This is a genomic window from Burkholderia sp. KL41 (assembly GCF_057005415.2).
The window spans coordinates 321310-341974 of record NZ_CM174447.1; the positions used below are offsets into that span (position 1 = coordinate 321310).

Sequence of the window (20665 nt, forward strand, 5' to 3'; positions counted from 1 at the left end):
CTCGCGACCTCCGTCGCGGCGTGGCACGGCCCGTGCCTTGACTACCTATTTCCGGAGACACGTTTTTGAACACGCGGATCTTGATTGCCGGCTTTCAGCATGAAACCAATACGTTTGCGCCGTCGAAAGCCGCTTACGCAAACTTCGAGCGCGGCGAGGGCTTCCCGGCCATGGTGCGGGGCGACGACGTGCTTGCGCTGCGCGACGTCAACATTCCCGCGGGCGGATTCATCGTCGCGGCGGAGCGACGCGGCTGGACCCTGCTGCCGGTCATCTGGGCGGGCGCGAGCCCGTCGGCCCACGTGACCGAGGATGCGTTCGAGCGCATCGCCGGCGAAATCCTCGCGGCGGTTCGCAGCGGAGGCTACGACGCGGTGTACCTCGACCTGCACGGCGCGATGGTCGCCGAGCATACCGACGACGGCGAAGGCACGTTGCTGGAGCGCGTGCGCGCCGCGGTCGGCCCGGCCGTGCCGGTGGTCGCGTCGCTCGACCTGCATGCCAACGTCACCGCGAAGATGCTGCACGAGGCCGACGCGCTGGTCGCCTTCCGCACCTATCCGCATGTCGACATGGCCGAGACCGGCGAACGCGCGGCCGTGCTGCTCGAGCGCCTGCTCGTCTCGCGGGCGGCGGGTAGCCGCCCGCTGCATCGCGCGGTGCGGCGGCTGCCGTTCCTGATCCCGATCAACGGCATGTGCACGCTGCTCGAGCCTGCGCGCGGCATGTATGCGCAGCTCGCGGCGCTGGAAACCGGGGCCGTGGCGTCGCTGTCGTTCGCGCCGGGTTTTCCGGCGGCCGATTTTCCCGAATGCGGCCCGGTCATCTGGGGTTACGGCGACGACGCCGCGTCGGCCGAGGCCGCCGTGCAGGCACTCTACGACAGGATGCTGGCGGACGAGGCCGCGTGGCAGGTGCCGTTCCTGTCGCCCGACGCTGCCGTGCGCGAAGCGATGCGGCTTGCCGACGGGGCAGACAAGCCGGTCGTCATCGCCGATACGCAGGACAATCCCGGCGCGGGCGGCGACTCGAACACGACGGGCATGCTGCGGGCATTGCTGCGCAATGGCGCGAGAGAGGCGGCGATCGGCCTGATCTGGGACCCCGCTGCCGCGGCGGCGGCTCATCGCGCCGGGGTCGGGGCGTTCGTCGAGCTGGCGCTCGGCGGTGTTTCCGGCGTGCCCGGCGACGAGCCGGTCCACGCGCGTTTCGAGGTCGTGAAGTTGTCCGACGGCGTATGCCGGTACGACGGCCCGATGATGAACGGCATGCGCGCGGATATCGGCCCCGTCGCCTGTCTGCGGATCGATGGTGTGCTGATCGTGGTGAGCAGCGGCAAGGCGCAGATGCTCGACCGCAATCTCTATCGCGTGGGCGGCGTCGAGCCGGAAGCGATGCGCATCCTCGTCAACAAGAGCTCGGTGCACTTTCGCGCCGATTTCCAGGGGATCGCCGAGGCGGTGCTCGTTGCCACGGCGCCGGGCCCGATGACGGCCGATCCGGCCGAGTTGCCCTGGACCCGGCTGGCCCCGGGCATCCGGATGAAGCCGATGGGCGACGCATTCGCCGGCAACGGCTGAAGCACGGCACGCCGCCGGCGCGCCGGTACGCCGGCGAGCGGGCGGCTGTCCTGGACAACGCCGTCGCGCCGGCCGACACCGGGCGCCGCGCGCGGATCGGCGCTCACCCGCGCCGCGCCACCAGCTCCGACACCGTCTGCGCGGCCTGCTGCAGCGGCTCGAGAAACTCCTTCACCATCTGCTTCGCGGTATGCCGCTGCGCATTGCCGCTGATGTTCATCGCCGCGATGATCTGCCCGCGCCGGTTGCGAATCGGCGCGGACAGCGACATCAGGCCCACTTCGAGCTCCTGGTCGACCACGGCCCAGCCCTGCTGGCGCACCTGTGCGATCGCCGCCTTCAGTTCGCCGAGGTCGGTGATCGTGCGCGGCGTATGCGCGCGGATGCCGCTTTGCGCGAGCGTTTCGTCGAGCGCGGCGTCGTCGAGCGCGGACAGCAGCACGCGGCCCATCGACGTGCAGTACGCGGGCAGCCGACTGCCGATCGACAGGTTGATCGTCATGATCTTGCGGGTCGGCACGCGCAGCACGTAGACGATCTCGGTGCGGTCGAGCACAGCCGCCGAGCAGCTTTCGTGGATCTGCTCGGACAGTTGCTCCATCACGGGATCGGCGAGATTCCAGAACGGCATCGACGTGAGGTACGCGAAGCCGAGCTCGAGGATCTTCGGCGTGAGCCGGAACAGCCGGCCGTCGGCCTCGACGTAGCCGAGCGTCTGCAGCGTGAGCAGGATCCGGCGCGCGCCCGCGCGCGTGAGCCCGGTGGCCGAGGCGACCTCGGTGAGCGTCTGCTCCGGACGGGTCGCGTCGAACGCGCGGATCACCGCGAGGCCGCGTGCGAACGACTGTACGTAGGAGTCGCCGGGTTTCGTCTGAGTGTCTTCGGTTGTCATGAGCGCCTGGAAAATCGTGCAGCCGAGAAGATAGCGCACGGGGCCCGACACGCCAACCGCACGGCGGACCGGGCGCTTGACAGGTCGTCCCCGCACTCCCTATGATGCATTGAACGTTCGATACACGATCTTATGTTCGTATATAGAACATTTAAGCGCATCCCGGCGGGCAATGCAAGGGGCGCGCCCTGTTCATTCCCCAGCCTGTCCTGGGAGCGGAGACACTGATGACCGAAGCTTTTCTGTGTGATGCGATCCGTACGCCGATCGGGCGTTACGGCGGTGCACTGTCCGGCGTGCGCGCCGACGATCTGGGCGCCGTGCCGCTCAAGGCGCTCGTGGAGCGCAACCGCGACGTCGACTGGACGGCGATCGACGACGTGATCTACGGCTGCGCGAACCAGGCCGGCGAGGACAACCGCAACGTCGCGCGCATGTCCGCGCTGCTCGCGGGGCTGCCGCAGGGCGTGCCGGGTTCGACGATCAACCGCCTGTGCGGCTCCGGGATGGACGCGGTCGGCGTGGCCGCCCGTGCGATCAAGTCCGGCGAGGCCGCGCTGATGGTCGCGGGCGGCGTCGAGAGCATGACGCGCGCGCCGTTCGTGATGGGCAAGGCCGCGAGCGCATTCGCGCGCCAGGCCGACATTTACGACACGACGATCGGCTGGCGCTTCGTCAATCCGTTGATGAAACAGCTGTACGGCGTCGATTCGATGCCGGAGACGGCCGAGAACGTCGCGGTCGACTACAACGTCAGCCGCGCCGACCAGGATCTGTTCGCGTTGCGCAGCCAGCAGAAGGCCGCGCGTGCGCAGCAGGACGGCACGCTCGCCGAGGAAATCGTCGCGGTCACGATTCCGCAGAAGAAGGGCGATCCGGTGGTCGTGTCGCGCGACGAGCATCCGCGTGAAACGTCGCTCGAAACGCTTGCGAAGCTGAAGGGCGTCGTGCGTCCGGACGGCTCGGTGACGGCCGGTAACGCGTCGGGCGTCAACGACGGTGCCGCCGCGCTGCTGCTCGCGAACGAGGAAACCGCAAAGCGCTTCGGCCTGACGCCGCGCGCCCGCGTGCTGGGCATCGCGACGGCCGGCGTCGCGCCGCGCGTGATGGGCATCGGCCCCGCGCCCGCCACGCAGAAGCTGCTCGCCCGGCTCGGCATGACGATCGACCAGTTCGACGTGATCGAGCTGAACGAGGCGTTCGCATCGCAAGGTCTCGCGGTGCTGCGCATGCTCGGCGTCGCCGACGACGATCCGCGTGTGAACCCGAACGGCGGCGCGATCGCACTGGGCCATCCGCTCGGCGCATCGGGCGCGCGTCTCGTGACGACCGCGATGTACCAGCTGCATCGCACGAACGGCCGCTTCGCGCTGTGCACGATGTGCATCGGCGTCGGTCAGGGCATCGCGATCGCGATCGAACGCGTCTGACCCGCGTTTCATGTCTCGCGGCGAAGCGGCGGCCACGAGCCGCTTCGCCGCTCGACCGCTTTGCCTCTCGACCGATTCGCCGCTTTGGAAACGATGCGCGGCACGAGGATGCTCGTGCCGCGCATCGTCGTTAACCGGCCTGCGACAGCTCCCCGAGACGCGCCTCGAGCGCGCCGATCTCGGTGTCCGCGAACACCTCGATCCCGTGCTCGCGCAGCAACGCCGCCGTGACACCGGCGCCCGCGTGCCGCCGGTTCCCGAAACTCCCGTCATGGATGAACGTGCTGCCGCACGACGGACTGCCGTCGGCCAGGATAGCGAAGCGGCAACCGTGCGCGCGTGCGAGGGCCAGCGCGGTTTGCGCGCCGGCGACGAACGGCGCGGTCACGTCCGTGCCGTTCACGTCGACGATGCGCGCGGCGCCCGACAGCACCTGCTGACCCGACGCGCCGCCGGCGATTTCGGCGGGCGGGCGCGGCACGCTGAAGCCGCCGGCCAGTTCGGGGCAGACGGGCACGAGACGCCCTTCGCGCTGCCACCGTTCGAGTGCCGCGTGCGCGGCGGTCTTGGCCGAGCCGTTGTAACGCACCGGATGGCCGACCACGCACATGCTGACGAGGATCTTCGGCATGGTTGGCGGCTGTGCTTCGTCCTGCAATTTTGCTCTCCGTGATTGGGCGATGGCCGATGGCAGCCGAGGCAAGGCGGGACATCCCGCGCTTCATCCGCGTGCCGGCGCGTCAGGCCGCGGGCCCTTCCAGATGAATGTCTTCCGGCTCGAGCGCGTAAAGCGCCGGGTCGGGCGATGCGCTGACCGTGAAGCCGAGCCGCAGGTAGAAGTCGATCGTGCGCTGCGACGGCGTCGCGGACACGTACAGGCGTGCGGCGCCCATCGCGCGCGCCTGCTCGCGGGCCGCACGGTAGAGCTGCTCGCCGAGCCCGCAGCCGCGCCAGTCGCGGCTCACGTGCAGGAACTTCAATTGCAGCATGTCGCGATGCGGGCCGATCGGCCGGCTGTCGACGACGACCGCCGCGACGAGCCGTTCGCCGTCGAACATGCCGAGGCACCAGCCGCCGCGATCGTGGCAGTCGATCAGGATCGGCGTGTAGTGGTCGGCTTCACCTTCCGGCCAGCCGCCGACGTCGTAGAACTCGGGAACGAGATGCAGCGCGCCGTCGCGCAGCACGTACAGGTGCTCGATGATCTCGCGCCGGTCGATGGTCCACACGAGCGGCATTTCTTCGCGCGTGAGCGGGCGTGCGGAAAGCGCGTCGCGTTCGGCGGCGGTGCGGCGCGTCATGCGGCCTCCCGATGCGCGGCGATCGCATACATCAGCGGCAGGCTCGGCATGTGACCGGGCGGCACCATCCGGCGGCCGTCCAGCTCGCGCATGCCGTCGAAGCCCTTCCAGCCGTTCGAATACGGATATTCGGTCAGGCGGTCGATGGTGAGCCCCGCCGACACGAGTGCGTTCACGACCTCGCCGATGCCCCACATGAACTCGTAGCTCGGATGCGGGTTTGCGAAATCGACGACGCCAGGATGGTCGTGCTGCGCGCCGAGCCCCGTGCCGGATACGGCGACGTAATCGCCGACGCCTGCCGGTTCCTCGGTCGCGTCGCTTTTGAAATAGTCATAGTGCGGCTTCCACTGTTCGTCGAAATACAGCGCGAACGGATGGAACTCGACCATCGCGAAACGGCCGCCCGGCGCGAGCAGCGCGGCGATTCCGCGCGCCCACGCGTTCAGGTCGGATAGCCAGCAGATCGCGCCATACGACGTGAACACGCGATCGAAGCGCTCGCCGCGCGCGGCGGCCTCGGGCATCCAGTCGAGCACGTCGGCGCGCTCGAAACGCGCGGGCAGGCCCGCGTCGGTCGACAGTTGCCGTGCGAAGGCGATCGCTTCGTCGGAGATGTCGACGCCCGTCGCATCCGCGCCCTCGCGCACGAGGCTCAGCGTGTCCTGCCCCGCGTTGCACTGCAGGTGCAGGAGCCGCAGCCCGCCGACGTCGCCGAGCAGTTCGCGTTCTTCCGGATAGAGCGTCGAGCCGCCCGCGCGGAAAAACGCGGCCTGATCGCCTTTGTGGCTGTTATGCGCGACTGTCGCGGTATTCCAGGACAGCCGATTCAGCTCATGTAATGCCTTTTTCATCGAATTCGAATACCGGTTGAATGGAGCAGGATAAACGGAATCGTTTCGCCGCACGCAACGGCTGATGGCGTTGGTCTGCCGCGCGACGTCGTTGCGCAGCGTGGCGTGACATCTGGATGAACGCTCGCGGCGATTATTGCCGGATTATTTGATCGAAATCATGGCGGCGGGCGAATTGGATATTTTATGCGAGGAAAGGGTAAGGTTTTTCCCCAATATGCCGACAGTAAGATGAAGACCGTCGTTAAGCGATAAACCGTTTTTCGGCTACTGAGCGTGATTTCAGCGCGGCGCGGACGACAGATCCGCCTTTCGGAGCCTTGCATGCGCAATAACCAGCCCGTTACCCAACAGGAATTCGATTTTCCCGACGACGTCACGCTGATGTCGACGACCGATGCGGACAGCATCATCACCTACGCCAACACGACGTTCGCGCAGGTGAGCGGCTTCACGACCGAGGAACTCGTCGGCCAGCCGCACAACGTGGTGCGCCACCCGGACATGCCGCGCGAGGCATTTGCCGACATGTGGGCGACGCTCCAGCGCGGCGAGCCGTGGACCGCGCTCGTGAAGAACCGCCGCAAGAACGGCGATCATTACTGGGTGCGTGCGAACGCGATACCCGTGATGCGCAACGGCGAGCCGCAGGGCTACATGTCGGTGCGCACGAAGGCGCCGCACGACGAGAGCGCGGCCGCCGATGCACTGTATCGCGCGTTCCGCGACGGCAAGGCCGGCCAGCGCCGGTTCCACAAGGGGCTGGTGATCCGCACGGGGCTGCTGCGTATCGCGTCGCTGTCGCAGACGATGTCGGTGCGCGCGCGCGTGCATTCGGCGCTGTGCGTGCTTGCGCCGGCGGTCGTCGGCGCGGGCTGGGCGTGCGGGCTCGCCGGTGGCGGGCTCGCGGCATTTGCCGGCGTGACGGTCGGCGTGGCGGCGGCAGCCGGCCTGTGGCTCGATGCGCAGATCGTGCGTCCGCTGAAGCGGCTGCACGACCAGGCGCTGAACGTCGCGACCGGCGAAAGCCGGCGCGGCGTGCGGATGAACCGCGTCGACGAGATCGGCATGACGCTGCGCACGATCAACCAGCTCGGGCTGATGTTCCGCTGGCTCGTCGACGACGTCAGCGAGCAGGTGCACAACGTGCAGCGCGCGAGCAACGAGATCGCGCAGGGCAACAACGACCTGAGCGCGCGCACCGAGCAGGCGGCGTCGAGCGTGCAGGAGACGGCTGCGTCGATGGCCGAGATGACGGCGACCGTCGACAGCAACGCGGAGACCGCCCTGCAGGCGAACCGGCTCGCGATGTCGGCGAGCGAAGCGGCCGGGCGCGGCGGGCAGGCGGTGGGCGAGGTCGTCGCGACGATGAGCGACATCACCGCCAGCTCGCGAAAGATCTCGGACATCATCGGCGTGATCGACGGCATCGCGTTCCAGACCAACATCCTTGCGCTGAACGCGGCCGTGGAAGCGGCTCGCGCCGGCGAACAGGGGCGCGGCTTCGCGGTGGTTGCCGGCGAGGTGCGGGCGCTCGCGCAGCGCAGCGCGAACGCGGCGAAGGAGATCAAGACGCTGATCGGCGCGAGCGTCGAGCGCGTCGAGTCGGGCGCGCGGCGCGTGGACGAGGCCGGCAAGACGATGGAGGACATCGTCGCGCAGGTGAAGCGCGTGTCGGATCTGATCGCGGAGATCAGCTCGTCGACGGCCGAGCAGAGCACCGGGGTGTCGCAGGTCGACCAGGCGGTGGTGCACCTGGACAACATCACGCAGCAGAACGCGGCGCTGGTCGAGCAGAGCACGGCGGCATCGGAGAGCCTGAAGCAGCAGGCGACGCGTCTCGTGGATGCGGTGAACGTGTTCCGGTGATCGTCGGGGCGCGCACGCCATGTGCGCGCCCGATCGATGCAGCGTGACATCGTGATTGACGCGCGCAATGCGCGTTCAGGTTTTTCGATTCAATCAAAATACGCGAAACGAGAAATATTCGTATTCAAGATTCTGCATTTATGCATTGAATCGATTTTGGCGAATTGCGCGAATTAATCAGACTAATATCCGCCAAACCGTTGCCTGGTCTGGTGTTTGGTTTCATAAGTAAACAAATTGTTCGGTAAAGACAAGGTGATGCATTTTTAATGCATATTTACCCGGGCAAGGCATAATGTTTTCGTAAAAGTTGCCGAAAGTGCAGGAGCATGACCAATGCGCATGCGGATTGACCGCAATGTGCAGGGTCGCGAATCAATCGACAAGCGGACGCAAGATCCGTTACCCGGAGCTCCACACCATGCGCAACAACCAGCCCGTCACGCAACGCGAATTCGATTTTCCCGACGACGCGACGCTGATGTCGACCACCGACGCGAACAGCTACATTACCTACGCGAACGCGGCATTCATCCAGGTCAGCGGATTTTCTCCCGAAGAGATCGAGGGCCAGCCGCACAACGTCGTGCGGCATCCGGACATGCCGAAGGAGGCGTTCGCCGACATGTGGGCGACGCTCAAGGGCGGCGAGCCGTGGACCGCGCTCGTGAAGAACCGCCGCAAGAACGGCGATCACTACTGGGTGCGTGCGAACGCGATACCCGTGATGCGCAACGGCGAGCCGAAGGGCTACATGTCGGTGCGCACGAAGGCGACGCGCGACGAGATCGCGGCCGCGGAGGCGCTCTACAAGGACTTCCGCGAAGGGCGGGCCGGCAACCGGCATTTTCACAAGGGGTTGATCGTCCGCAAGGGCGTGGCCGGCTTCACGTCGCTGTTCCAGACGATGTCGGTGCGTGCGCGGCTCCATGCGGCGCTGTGCGTGTTTGCGCCGGTCGTGGTGGCCGGCGGCTGGGCGTGCGGGCTGGCCGGTGGCGGGCTCGCCGCGTTCGCGGCGGTGACGGCCGGCGCCGCGGTGGCCGCGGGGCTGTGGCTCGATGCGCAGATTGCGCGCCCGCTCGTGCAGTTGCGCGACGAGGCGTTGCGTGTCGCGACCGGAGAGAGCCGCAGCGGCGTGCGGATGAACCGTGTCGACGAGATCGGCATGACGCTGCGCACGATCAACCAGCTCGGGCTGATGTTCCGCTGGCTCGTCGACGATGTCAGCGAACAGGTGCTGAACGTGCAGCGCGCGAGCAACGAGATCGCGCAGGGCAACAACGACCTGAGCGCGCGTACCGAGCAGGCGTCGACGAGCGTGCAGCAGACGGCTGCATCGATGGCCGAGATGACGGCGACCGTGTCGAGCAATGCGGAGACGGCGCTGCAGGCGAACCAGTTGTCGGTGTCGGCGAGCGAAGCCGCCGGGCGCGGCGGGCAGGCGGTGAGCGAGGTGGTGGCGACGATGAACGACATCACCGCCAGCTCGCGAAAGATCTCGGACATCATCGGCGTGATCGACGGCATCGCGTTCCAGACCAACATCCTTGCGCTGAATGCGGCCGTTGAAGCGGCGCGTGCCGGCGATCAGGGGCGCGGCTTCGCGGTGGTTGCCGGTGAGGTGCGGGCACTCGCGCAGCGCAGCGCGAATGCGGCGAAGGAGATCAAGACGCTGATCGGCGCGAGCGTCGAGCGCGTCGAGTCGGGCGCGCGGATCGTCGACGGCGCGGGCAAGACGATGGAGGACATCGTCACGCAGGTGAAGCGCGTGTCGGATCTGATCGCGGAGATCAGCTCGTCGACGGCCGAGCAGAGCACGGGCGTTGCGCAGGTCGACCAGGCGGTGGTGCACCTGGACAACATCACGCAGCAGAACGCGGCACTGGTCGAGCAGAGCACGGCGGCATCGGAGAGCCTGAAGCAGCAGGCGACGCGGCTGGTGGAGGCGGTGAACGTGTTTCGGTGATGGCGGGAACGAGGCGCGACGGCTGGACCCGATCGGGTCATTGGTTGTCGCGCGCATTGCACGTTCAGCATCTTCGATTCAATTGGAGTGCATCAACGGATTGGCGTTCCTGTTTCGGATTTTGCATTCATGCATTGAATTGAATGGCAGGAACGGCGCGATAATTGGATGAAAATCTGGAAACCATTATTCGTCTCAATTAATTCTGTAGGTCGACTGATGGGCAAGGCGGTACGCCGCGGAATCAACGTATTCGATTTCGGATCATTCGCGCTTGTTATCGGTTCCATTGGAGGCGGTGCTATTGCGAACAGCCGGCTAGGGTGAATGCGAATACGCGGTACCCGGATCGCGAGCGCTACACCACATCGAAGCGTCATTCGTGGCGCACGGCCTATGGGAGTCAGTTGGATCGCGGCGCGAACCTGGTCAGGCAATTGCGGTTCGCGGCGTGTCAGGTACGGCGACACTAACCGGCTGCGAACTCCCGAGCAGCATATAAGCCGCTGTCAGCGGCGTTGAAGGGCGAATCACAAGAGCTTGGGAACCTACATGCACGGTTGAGCACGTTAGCGCCATCTTTTTTTGTCCTGTTCCGACTTCGCAATGGACATCCGCTTGTCGAGACTTAGGACAGATCCCATTTTTTATATGCGCTAAATTCGATTCGACAAAAATATTCAGGGAGTGTGCGGCGCTTTCCGATAAAGAACTTTCGCATCGTATCGTAAAACAATTTGCGCATAGGATTTTTATTATAAAAATATTGTGTCGCATAAGTTGTCAAATAATGTTTCTTGTGGCGACATTTTCCATCTCAATATATAAATTTCCGCATCAAGTTGCATGGGTTTGATATTCTTCGTGCGATAAATTGCGAGCGACATATTTTTTATTGGGATTTCGATTCGAATGAAATTGAATTCGGGGCGAGAATAATGAGATTGCCGTCATGCAGATAGCAGCAATACTCCGTGCCTTTGCTTCCGGCCAGGTCGACTGGAACACGCGCCCGGTCACTTTTCATTTCGGCAAAGAGCAACGCGCAACGGGTCATCTAAAGGCGATCCGTCACGTTGACGTACGTGAAGGGATGATGGCGGACACCTGCGCTTCGACGTGTGACGATCGGTCGTCTCGGTTGTTTCTCGAACTGCCAGTGTCGGTGTGCTTGGCGAGCGACACGGCCGGCGAACTGCCGGAGGTCCATGCCGACCGGGTCGAAACGCTGTCGGTGCAGTTCATCAAGAAGAATCGTTGAGACCATGACCGATTCGATTCTCGACCATCGGCCGGTAGCGAGTGCGCACGCCCATGCGCCGGCCACGACGACTGATGCTCCCGACTCAACGGCATCGCGCTCCACCCCGCCACCTATCGTCGTCGGCCGAACCCAAGGGCCGATGCTGTACGACAAGAACAAGCGGCTCATCTGCGTCAAGCAACTGCCGTTGCCCGGCGTCGTCATCTTCGTCCACGGCGTCAACTCCGAGGGCGAATGGTTCCAGGCGTCCGAAGAGGGATTGTGCAAGGGCCTGAATCGTCGGCTGGGACGACTGGACGACCAGATGAAGTATCACGGGGTCGACGCCGGGCAGTTGACGCCTGCGAAGTACACCGAGAGCGTGACGCCGGAGGGGTTTCTGAATCCGGAGCTTTGGGCGGGAAACTACGTCAAGCCCGATCCGTCGTTTTCTCCGGTCATCCATTTTCGTTGGGGCTACCGCGCGACACTGAAAGAGCTGAAGGAATACGGCGACAAGATCTTTCTCAACGAGAAGGATTATTGGGGAGGCGGGCCGTTCACCAACGGCTGTTCGAGCCTGCCCGATCTTTGGCACGGCGGCCTCGACGACCGAGCCGTGGGGTGGATAACCGTGCAGGGGATCAACCCGACCAACCGGCCGCTGTATCGCGCGCCGCCGCGTGCGTATGGCGTGCTTGCCGCGTTGCGGCTCGCCAAACTGATCGAGTCGATCCGGAAGATGCGTGCCGACGTGCCGATCACCGTCGTGTGTCACAGCCAGGGGAATATCGTCGGCCTCACGGGCGCGTTCTTCGGTGACGCGTTACCGGAAGTGGAAGATCCGTGGGGACGCAAGGGGCGCTGCGTCGCGGATGCCTATGTGCTGGCGAATGCACCGTACAGCCTGGCAAACAGCGAAGGCCCGCACAAATCCGACACGTTCATGGACGCGTGGTCGCAACGTCTGACGAAGGACGCCACGGGCCGTCGCGGCCGGCAGACCTACGCGGCGCGCACTCAAACGCTTCGCACGTTCTTGTCCATGATTGGCGACCGCGCCGACCATGAACCGTCACCCGACACAGTCGACGCCGACATGGCGAACAACCGGGTATCGCCGACGAGCAACAAGTCGTATACCGCATTGGCCGACCGCGCACGCCACGGCCTGAACGGATCGACGTATGGGCGCGTCACGGCGTATTGCTGTCCGCACGACCAAGTGATTTCGGCGATCACTGTGCAGGGTATCGGCTGGCGCGGCATCGACAGGCACGAACTGGCGGATATCGGCGTACACGGTGTCCTGACGCAGCGCGTGTTCGCGTCCGGCTTCGATGTCGGTGTGCAGAAGCGCTATCGCTATTGGGAAGACGACTGGCGTTACGGCAAGAAAGGCACGAAGCGGGGCTTCTGGTATCCGCCCTCGCCGCCGGCGAAGTTCAATCTGGTTGGTGCGCTCAAGGGAAACGAGTCCATCTGGGGGATGGCGGCAACGCTGTTCTCGGCGCCGATCATGTTCGTCGCGACCGGGTTCAGTTCGGCAATGAACATGTTTCGCGTGAATGCCGATCCGCCGAAGGGTTGGGAGATATTGGCGGACGCACCGGCTCTGGACGAGACGTTTCCGCCGCAGGCGTTGAGGTTCGACAAGCCGATTCTGACCGAGGACGGCGAAGCAACCAGTACCTTCAACGAAGGCAACGATCCGCCCTCCGCATGGCGCGATGCGAGCAAGGCCGACGCGGACAAACAGGCCGACGATCCTTACGACCAGTACAAGGCAAAGAACAAGGACGGTGACGCGCACGGTACGGCCACGAGTGAAGCCGGGCAGCGTTACGAGGACCGCGCCCTGATGCGGATGGAGGCGCGCCGCACGTTGAACACGGAGTGGGTCAACAGCGATGGTCACGTCATTGGTGAAGACGGCAAAAGCGCTCTACCTGAAGGCTACAAGGAATGGCGAGACAAGCAGATCGTGGATTGGCTTGATCGCGGTACGACGAACAGCCCGACGAACCACTCGACGACGATGACCAATCCGGAGCATGCGGAAAAGGCGCTGGCGTATGACGTGGCGATCGGTCCTTGTTACCTGACGCCAGAACAGATGGAAGCGCTGCGGATTGAGGCAGATTGGCGGATGGGGGAGGGGATCCCGCGCAGCAACTCCGTCGGGAAGTATTACACGTACTTCCTGGACGGCTCGATTGACCAACTACCTATGCACGAGTGGGTACATGTCAATGACGGCGAAGGCAATATGCCCGGCAAGATAGCGGACGAACGCGAGGGCCAACTCTTTCTGAAGGCGGGGGGGCCGCTATGAAGACGCTGATCGCCACATGGCCGAGACGCATCATCGTGACGAGCGTGGTGTGGTTGATCTCGGTCTTGCTAATGCTTGTGCTGAAAGAGTATCCAGCACATTCGAACTTGGTCGTACGTGAAACAGGAGATTGGATGAAACGACTAGTCATTTTGCCCGGACTGATGGCGCTCGTGGTGTTCGTATTCACTACGGCGATGACTCGTCCTGCGCAAGCCGAGCCACGCGCCAGTCAAGACGCGAGTATGGCTGTTCCGGCTGAAGAATCTGCCAAGCCATTCGTTGCGCAGGTCGTTGGTCTTATTTGGATGAACCCCTTGCAGCGCCGGGACTACCCGACAGAATGGCAAACGTTATGGGCGCAAGGCCTTGTCTTGCCGAACAGGAACGACGATATGGTGCGCACCAAACCGAAGTCGTTCAAGACGCTGCAATCGGTCGCTGGAATTGCCTACGGAAACCAAGGTGCCGAAACGTTCAGGGGCTTCTATCGCAAGTATATGCAAAAGTTCCCTCGGTTTATGCGTTCGCGCTATGCGATGAGCGCGAAGTACTTCTACACGGTGAAACCGGATAACCGCAAGGATTGGCACGAACTTGCCGGAATTCATGTCGAACTGGCGATTCCACCGAGACTCGATATTGCCGAGTCGGAAGCGGACCTGGCGAGCGAAATCAGCCAAACGTTCTTTATCGGCAATCCGTATTTTCCGGAGGTATGGAGTCGCGATACCCCACCCGATGTGCGGGGCACGCAAGGCGGCCCGAATGCCGGCTTCACGTCGCTGAACAACGCGCTGGACTACCTGCAGGCGAACCCCGACAAGAGCGTGTGGGTGATGAATTGGGATGCGCCGAATTTCCCGCCCGCCGACGCCCAGATCAACGAGAACCTCGTCGTACTGTTCCTCGCCGGTCCCACCTTCAACACCGAGCGCGAACCGCTCGCGTGGATCGGCAAGGCAGCGACCGGCAACACCGACGCGTTTTCGAAAAAGGCAGGTACGACGCGAACGGTGCAAGCCTGGAAGGCGACTGTCGATCAGGCGGCACGCAACGCCAGGATAGGGGTTTCGGACATCGAGTACATCGTTCACGATGCCGGTGCCGGCAGTGATGCTGCATCGGCTCGTCTCGTCGGACTGTCGCAGACACTGACTGAAGTCCTGCCCGAATACGACCACAAGAATCAGACGTTCAACACGGCAGCATTGCTCGGCGACATGGGAACCGGTAGCGCATTGACGGACGTCGTGCTGGCGATCGGCCGGATCAATCACTTCGGCGGTAACGCGTTGGTTGCCGGCACAACGGACCCGAAACATCCAGTTGCCGTCGTAGTGAGGCCCCCGTCGAAACTCACACCGATCGATCCGGACAAGGACTGGTTTCGCGCACGCGGCGAAAACAACGCTTACCTGCCGTGGTGGGGGCGTCGTCACGATACCAATTACGGGATGCAGGGCTATTCGTGGTGATGGCGGGGGACGTCGCACGCAGGTTGCGCGCGAACCGCTCCTGCACCGCATCGAAGTGGAACGCTCGATCTGGCCGCTTGCCGCGGAACGAGAAATGAGGCGTGAACGAAATTCGCGAACGGTGTGACGTTCCGCGTGGGCGGCAGCGAATTCGCAAATAGGGATCCGGAAGACTTCGAAAGTAGCGCTGCGAGGCGACGCGGGCACGACGGAGAGGGACGCCGGCCCGCGTCGGACCGCCCGGTTCCGGCCGGGCGGTCAGGGCCTGTCACCGAAGCGGTGCCAGGCCCTGAACCGTCAGACGGCGAGGCAGAGGTACTTGATCACGACGTAGTCGTCGATGCCGTAGTGCGAGCCTTCGCGGCCGAGGCCCGATTGCTTCACGCCACCGAACGGTGCGACTTCGTTCGAGATCAGGCCCGTGTTCACGCCGACCATCCCGTATTCGAGCGCTTCGGCGACCTTCCACACGCGGCCGATGTCGCGGCTGTAGAAGTAAGCGGCGAGGCCGAACTCGGTGTCGTTCGCGAGGCGGATCACTTCGTCGTCGCTGCCGAACTTGAACAGCGGCGCGAGCGGCCCGAACGTCTCTTCCTTCGCGACCTTCATCGCCGGCGTGACGCCCGTCAGCACGGTCGGCTCGAAGAAGCCGTGGCCCAGCGCGTGGCGCTTGCCGCCCGTCACGACGGTCGCGCCCTTCGCGAGCGCGTCCTCGATGTGCGCCTCGACCTTCAGCACCGCTGCTTCGTTGATCAGCGGGCCTTGCGTGACGCCCGGCTCGGTGCCGCGGCCCACCTTCAACTGGCCGACGGCAGCCGCGAGCTTCTGCGCGAACTGGTCGTACACGGCTTCATGCACGTAGAAGCGGTTCGTGCACACGCAGGTCTGGCCGCTGTTGCGGTACTTCGATGCGATCGCGCCCTGCACGGCCGCGTCGAGATCGGCGTCGTCGAACACGATGAACGGCGCGTTGCCGCCCAGCTCCAGCGACACCTTCTTGACCGTCGCCGCGCATTGCGACATCAGCAGGCGGCCGACCGGCGTCGAGCCGGTGAACGACAGCTTGCGCACGATCGGGTTCGACGTCAGCTCGCCGCCGATCGCCTTCGGGTCGCCCGTGACGACGCTGAACACGCCGGCCGGCACACCCGCACGCTCGGCCAGCACGGCCATCGCGAGCGCGGAGAACGGCGTCGCCTCGGCCGGCTTCACGACGATCGGACAGCCCGCGGCGAGCGCCGGGCCGACCTTGCGCGTGATCATCGCCGCCGGGAAGTTCCACGGCGTGATCGCCGCGCACACGCCGATCGCTTCCTTCGTCACGACGATGCGCTTGTCGCTCGCCGGCGTCGGGATCGTGTCGCCGTACACGCGCTTGCCTTCTTCCGCGAACCATTCGAGGAACGATGCGGCATAGCCGATCTCGCCCTTCGCTTCGGCCAGCGACTTGCCCTGCTCGGTCGTCAGGATCAGCGCGAGGTCGTCGGCGTTTTCCATCATCAGGTCGTGCCACTTGCGCAGGACGACCGCGCGTTCCTTCGCGGTCTTCTTGCGCCACGCCGGCCATGCGGCGTTCGCGGCTTCGATCGCGTGACGCGTCTCGGCCGTGCCCATCGCCGGTACGGTGCCGAGCAGGCCGCCCGTTGCCGGGTTGCGGACTTCGAACGTCTCGCCGTTCGTCGCGCCTTGCCATTCGCCGTTGACGTACGCCTGCTGGCGGAACAGCGACGGATCTTTCAGTGCCAGGGTTTCCTGAACAGTGCTCATATGAATCGCCTGCTTTGAAGATGACGGATAAAAAGGCCGCCGCCGTCGTGACGACGGCGGCGGCGCATTCAGAAGGCAGGAACTCAGGCCGGCACGCCGACCGTTTCCTTCAGCACTTCCTCGAGGATCACGAGCGCTTCGTCGAACACGGCCTGCGTGATCGTCAGCGGGAACAGGAAGCGCACAACGTTCGAGTACACGCCGCACACGAGCAGCAGCAGGCCGCGCTCGAGCGCACGCGTCTGCACGCGCTTCGTGAACTCGGCATCCGGCTCGCCCGAACCCGGCTTCAGGAACTCGACCGCGATCATCGCGCCCGGGCCGCGCACGTCGGCGATCTGCGGCACGTCGGCCTGCAGCGCGTTCAGCTTCGCCTTCAGCACGTCGCCGAGTTGCGTGGCACGCTCGCACAGCTTCTCTTCGTCGATGATCTCGAGCACGGCGTGCGCCGATGCGACGGCCAGCGGGTTGCCCGCATACGTGCCGCCGAGGCCGCCGGGCGCTGCCGCGTCCATCAGGTCGGCACGGCCGACGACGCCCGACAGCGGCATGCCGCCCGCGAGGCTCTTCGCCATCGTGATCAGGTCGGCCAGCACGTCGTAGTGCTGCATCGCGAACAGCTTGCCGGTACGCGCGAAGCCCGTCTGCACTTCGTCGGCGATCAGCAGGATGCCGTGTTCGTTACAGATCTTGCGCAGCGCGCGCACGAATTCGGCCGGCGCCGGGTTGAAGCCGCCTTCGCCCTGGACCGGTTCGAAGATGATCGCGGCGACACGCTTCGGATCGATGTCGGCCTTGAACAGCATCTCGATCGCCTTGATCGAGTCGGCCGTCGTCACGCCGTGCACGGCGTTCGGGTACGGCGCGTGGAACACGTCGCCCGGGAACGGCCCGAAGTTCAGCTTGTACGGAGCGACCTTGCCGGTCAGCGCCATGCCCATCATCGTGCGGCCGTGGAAACCGCCCGAGAAGGCGATGACGCCCGGACGGCCGGTGGCCGCGCGTGCGATCTTGATCGCGTTCTCGACGGCTTCCGCGCCGGTCGTGAAGAACGCGGTCTTCTTCGGGAAATCGCCCGGCGCGCGTGCGTTGATCTTCTCGGCCAGCTCGACGTACGACGCATACGGGACGATCTGGTAAGCGGTGTGCGTGAAGTTGTTCAGCTGATCCGCGATCGCCTTGACGATCTTCGGGTGGCGGTGGCCGGTGTTCAGCACCGCGATGCCGGCGGCGAAATCGATGAAGCGGCGGCCTTCGACATCCCACAGTTCCGCGTTCTCGGCGCGGGCTGCGTAGAAATCGCACATCACGCCGACGCCGCGCGGGGTGGCGGCGTTCTTGCGGGCCTGCAGGTCGGCATTCTTCACGGTCATCTCCTTGATGTTCTTTCCGGTGAGGTGAAAATCGGGCGCTTCGACAGCCCATGGAGGCGACTATAATCACATTTGGCTCTGGCAATCAGAGCCATTTCAATAAATATTCAGGAGCCAATCATGCGCGCGAGCGTGTTGTCGGACTGGCTGGCGCAGCGCCTCGTGCGAGGCGGCGAACAGCCGATCTACCGGCAGCTTCACCGGCTGCTGCAACAGGCGATCCTGTCGCGTGAACTGCCGGCCGGCACGCGCGTGCCGTCGTCGCGGCTCCTCGCGGCCGAACTCGGGATCGCGCGCAACACGGTCACGCAGGTTTACGAACAGCTTTCACTCGAAGGTTATGTGAACTCGGCGACCGGCCGCGGTACGTTCGTGGCCGACAGCGCGCCCGACGAGATCGTCGGCGCGCCGCCCGACGCAGGCGCCACCCACCCGGCGTTCGTGCAGCCGTCCGCGCGGCGGCTGTCGGCGCGCGGTACGCGGCTCGTCGAAGGGGCCGGCGTGTCGAAACGGCAGGGCGGCGCGTTCATGCCGGGCGTGCCCGACGTGTCGCGCTTTCCCGCACGCGTGTGGACGCGGCTGCACAACAAATACTGGCGGCGGCTGCGCCCCGACTTGCTGACCTACGCGCCGGGCGGCGGGCTCGCGCTGCTGCGCGAGGCGCTGGCCGATTACCTGCGCACGTCGCGCTCGGTGCGCTGCACGCCCGAGCAGATCGTGATTACGACCGGCATCCACCAGTCGATCGATCTCGCTGTACGGCTGCTGACCGACCCGGGCGACGCGATCTGGACCGAGGATCCGTGCTACTGGGGCGTGCGCAGCGTGCTGAACGTGTCGGGGCTGACGACGCGGCCGATCCCGGTCGACGAGGAAGGCATCGCCCCGTCGGCGGCCGATCTCGCCGAACCGCCGAAGCTGATGCTCGTCACGCCGTCGCACCAGTATCCGCTCGGGATGGTGATGAGCCTCGCGCGGCGGCGCATGCTGCTCGAATACGCACGCCAGCACGGTTGCTGGATCATCGAGGACGACTACGACAGCGAATTCCGCTACGGCAGCCGCCCGCTTGCGTCGCTGCAGGGGCTCGACACGGCCGGGCAGGTGATCTACGTCGGCAGTTTCGGCAAGACGCTGTTCCCGGGGCTGCGGGTCGGCTACCTGGTCGCGCCCGAGCCGCTCGCGGAAAGTTTCGCGACCGCGAGCGCCGAGTTGTACCGCGAAGGGCAGTTGCTGCAGCAGGCGGTGCTTGCCGAATTCATCGCGGAAGGGCACTTCGTGTCGCATATCCGCAAGATGCGCACGCTGTACGGACAGCGCCGCGAGGTGCTGCTCGACGCGGTCGCGCAACGCTATGGCGACACGCTGCACGCGCTCGGCAGCGATGCCGGGCTGCATCTGGTCACGCAGTTGCCGGAAGGCGTCGACGATCGTGCGGTCGCGCAGGCCGCGCTCGAACGCAATATCGTCGTGCGACCGTTGTCGGGTTATTACGCGGACCGCGAACGCGCGGCGTCGGGGTTGCTGCTCGGTTATGCGTGCGTGCCGGAGGACGAGATCGCGACGGCGTTCGCGACGCTCGCCGAGGCGATCGACGAGCGGGCATTCGGCGGGGCGGCGGTCGCGGTCTGACGCCTTGCAGATCGCACAACCTGCAGACGAACGCGTGTTGCGCGCGCCGTCTACAGGCGGATCAGCGCCGCGCCCACGACCACCAGCGCGCATGCGGCAAGCCGCTGCGCGCCGGGCCGCTCCCGCATCACGAGCCAGCCGATCGCGACCGCGAAGATCGAACTCGTTTCACGCAGCGCCGACACCGTCCCGACCGGCAGGTACCGGTACGCGAGGATCACGATCCCGTAAGCGGCGAGGGAGATCGTGCCGGCGATCGCGCCCTGCGTGAGCGCCGTGCGCGAGGCGAGCACCGCGCGCGGGCCGCCACGTACCGCGCAGACCAGCACGAACTGCGGCACGCTCCACAGCACGTACACCCACGCGATGTAGCCGAGCGCGCTGCCGGACACGCGCGAGCCGATGCCGTCGCAGATCGAATACGCGGCGATGAACACGCCCGTGAGCAGCGCAAACGGTACGCCTTCACCGGAGAACCGGAAGCCGCGCCGCAGCGCGAGCGACATGATGCCGAACGACACGAGCGCGATGCCCGCGAAGCCGAACGGGGTCGGCTGTTCGTGGAGAAAGGCGAGCGCGAGCACCGACACGAGCAGCGGCGAGATCCCGCGCGCGATCGGATAGATCTGCCCGAACTCGCCGCTTCGATAGGCGCGCGCCAGCGTGAAGCAGTACGCGACCTCGAGCGCGGCCGACGCGGCGATATACGGCCACGCGGCGGGTGCCGGCGCGGGCAGCAGCGCGGCGCCGGCGACGCCGAACGCGAAATAGGGCAATGACATCGTGCCGAGCTGTACGAGCCGGTCTTCGCTGACGTGGAGGAAGGCATTCCAGATGGCGTGCAGCAACGCGGAGCACAGCACGAGGCCGATGAAGAGGTGATCCATGGACGAAGGTGCGGGCGGCAGCGGGAGCGGGGAGTGCGCCGCCATTATGTGGGTATCG

The 20665-nt window shown here is 65.2% G+C and carries 15 protein-coding genes; 8 read left to right on the forward strand and 7 right to left on the reverse strand.

Annotated elements, in window-relative coordinates; translation table 11 throughout:
• The first annotated feature begins 65 nt into the window (after positions 1-65).
• Positions 66-1580 (forward strand): M81 family metallopeptidase, encoded by a 1515-nt coding sequence (locus PQB87_RS19135; protein ID WP_489243504.1) that lies wholly within the window; start codon positions 66-68, stop codon positions 1578-1580.
• 103 nt (positions 1581-1683) lie between these two features.
• Here PQB87_RS19135 and PQB87_RS19140 read toward each other — a convergent pair whose 3' ends face one another.
• A complete protein-coding gene (locus PQB87_RS19140) occupies positions 1684-2472 on the reverse strand; it encodes an IclR family transcriptional regulator (RefSeq protein ID WP_489243505.1) in 789 nt (262 codons plus the stop codon).
• 227 nt (positions 2473-2699) lie between these two features.
• On the opposite strand from PQB87_RS19140, the gene pcaF reads away from it, so the two are divergent.
• Positions 2700-3902 carry a 3-oxoadipyl-CoA thiolase gene (pcaF, locus tag PQB87_RS19145; protein ID WP_174415000.1) on the forward strand — a complete coding sequence of 401 codons (1203 nt, stop codon included), beginning with the start codon at positions 2700-2702 and terminating at the stop codon, positions 3900-3902.
• Between the two features lie 130 nt (positions 3903-4032).
• On the opposite strand, the gene PQB87_RS19150 is transcribed toward pcaF, so the two are convergent.
• The 3 genes from PQB87_RS19150 to PQB87_RS19160 all read right to left on the reverse strand — a co-directional run bounded on the left by PQB87_RS19150 (position 4033) and on the right by PQB87_RS19160 (position 6057).
• Complete coding sequence (locus PQB87_RS19150; RefSeq protein ID WP_174415069.1) at positions 4033-4533, reverse strand: 2-thiouracil desulfurase family protein; 501 nt, start codon at positions 4531-4533, stop codon at positions 4033-4035.
• Between the two features lie 109 nt (positions 4534-4642).
• Positions 4643-5203 carry a GNAT family N-acetyltransferase gene (locus PQB87_RS19155; protein WP_489243506.1) on the reverse strand — a complete coding sequence of 187 codons (561 nt, stop codon included), beginning with the start codon at positions 5201-5203 and terminating at the stop codon, positions 4643-4645.
• Positions 5200-6057, reverse strand: a complete 858-nt coding sequence (locus PQB87_RS19160; RefSeq protein ID WP_153490497.1) for a class I SAM-dependent methyltransferase — start codon at positions 6055-6057, stop codon at positions 5200-5202. The genes PQB87_RS19155 and PQB87_RS19160 overlap by 4 nt, the downstream gene beginning before the upstream one ends.
• Before the next feature lie 324 nt (positions 6058-6381).
• On the opposite strand from PQB87_RS19160, the gene PQB87_RS19165 reads away from it, so the two are divergent.
• The 5 genes from PQB87_RS19165 (at position 6382) to PQB87_RS19185 (ending at position 14948) form a co-directional block, all read left to right on the forward strand.
• On the forward strand, positions 6382-7926 hold the full coding sequence (locus PQB87_RS19165) for a methyl-accepting chemotaxis protein (RefSeq protein ID WP_059591008.1): 1545 nt from the start codon (positions 6382-6384) through the stop codon (positions 7924-7926).
• A gap of 421 nt (positions 7927-8347) precedes the next feature.
• Positions 8348-9892, forward strand: a complete 1545-nt coding sequence (locus PQB87_RS19170; protein ID WP_027790459.1) for a methyl-accepting chemotaxis protein — start codon at positions 8348-8350, stop codon at positions 9890-9892.
• Between the two features lie 952 nt (positions 9893-10844).
• A complete protein-coding gene (locus PQB87_RS19175) occupies positions 10845-11153 on the forward strand; it encodes a hypothetical protein (RefSeq protein ID WP_153490500.1) in 309 nt (102 codons plus the stop codon).
• A gap of 142 nt (positions 11154-11295) precedes the next feature.
• Positions 11296-13470, forward strand: a complete 2175-nt coding sequence (locus PQB87_RS19180) for a T6SS effector phospholipase Tle3 domain-containing protein (protein WP_489244338.1) — start codon at positions 11296-11298, stop codon at positions 13468-13470.
• Positions 13467-14948, forward strand: a complete 1482-nt coding sequence (locus PQB87_RS19185; protein WP_489243507.1) for a virulence factor — start codon at positions 13467-13469, stop codon at positions 14946-14948. Before PQB87_RS19180 ends, PQB87_RS19185 begins: the two co-directional genes overlap by 4 nt.
• A 297-nt stretch (positions 14949-15245) precedes the next feature.
• Here the strand turns inward: PQB87_RS19185 and gabD are convergent, their stop codons facing one another.
• Together gabD and PQB87_RS19195 are read right to left on the reverse strand one after the other, a co-directional pair.
• Entirely contained in the window at positions 15246-16715 is a 1470-nt protein-coding gene (gene gabD, locus PQB87_RS19190) for an NADP-dependent succinate-semialdehyde dehydrogenase (protein WP_021156413.1), read from the reverse strand.
• An 83-nt stretch (positions 16716-16798) separates the two neighbouring features.
• A complete protein-coding gene (locus PQB87_RS19195; protein ID WP_059684213.1) occupies positions 16799-18082 on the reverse strand; it encodes a 4-aminobutyrate--2-oxoglutarate transaminase in 1284 nt (427 codons plus the stop codon).
• Between the two features lie 126 nt (positions 18083-18208).
• Between PQB87_RS19195 and pdxR the strand changes: the two genes are divergently transcribed.
• Positions 18209-19720: a MocR-like pyridoxine biosynthesis transcription factor PdxR gene (gene pdxR / locus PQB87_RS19200; protein WP_489243508.1), complete on the forward strand. Its 1512-nt coding sequence runs from the start codon at positions 18209-18211 to the stop codon at positions 19718-19720.
• Positions 19721-19770: 50 nt separating this feature from the next.
• Here the strand turns inward: pdxR and PQB87_RS19205 are convergent, their stop codons facing one another.
• Positions 19771-20607 carry an EamA family transporter gene (locus tag PQB87_RS19205; RefSeq protein WP_027790462.1) on the reverse strand — a complete coding sequence of 279 codons (837 nt, stop codon included), beginning with the start codon at positions 20605-20607 and terminating at the stop codon, positions 19771-19773.
• Positions 20608-20665: the final 58 nt, after the last annotated feature.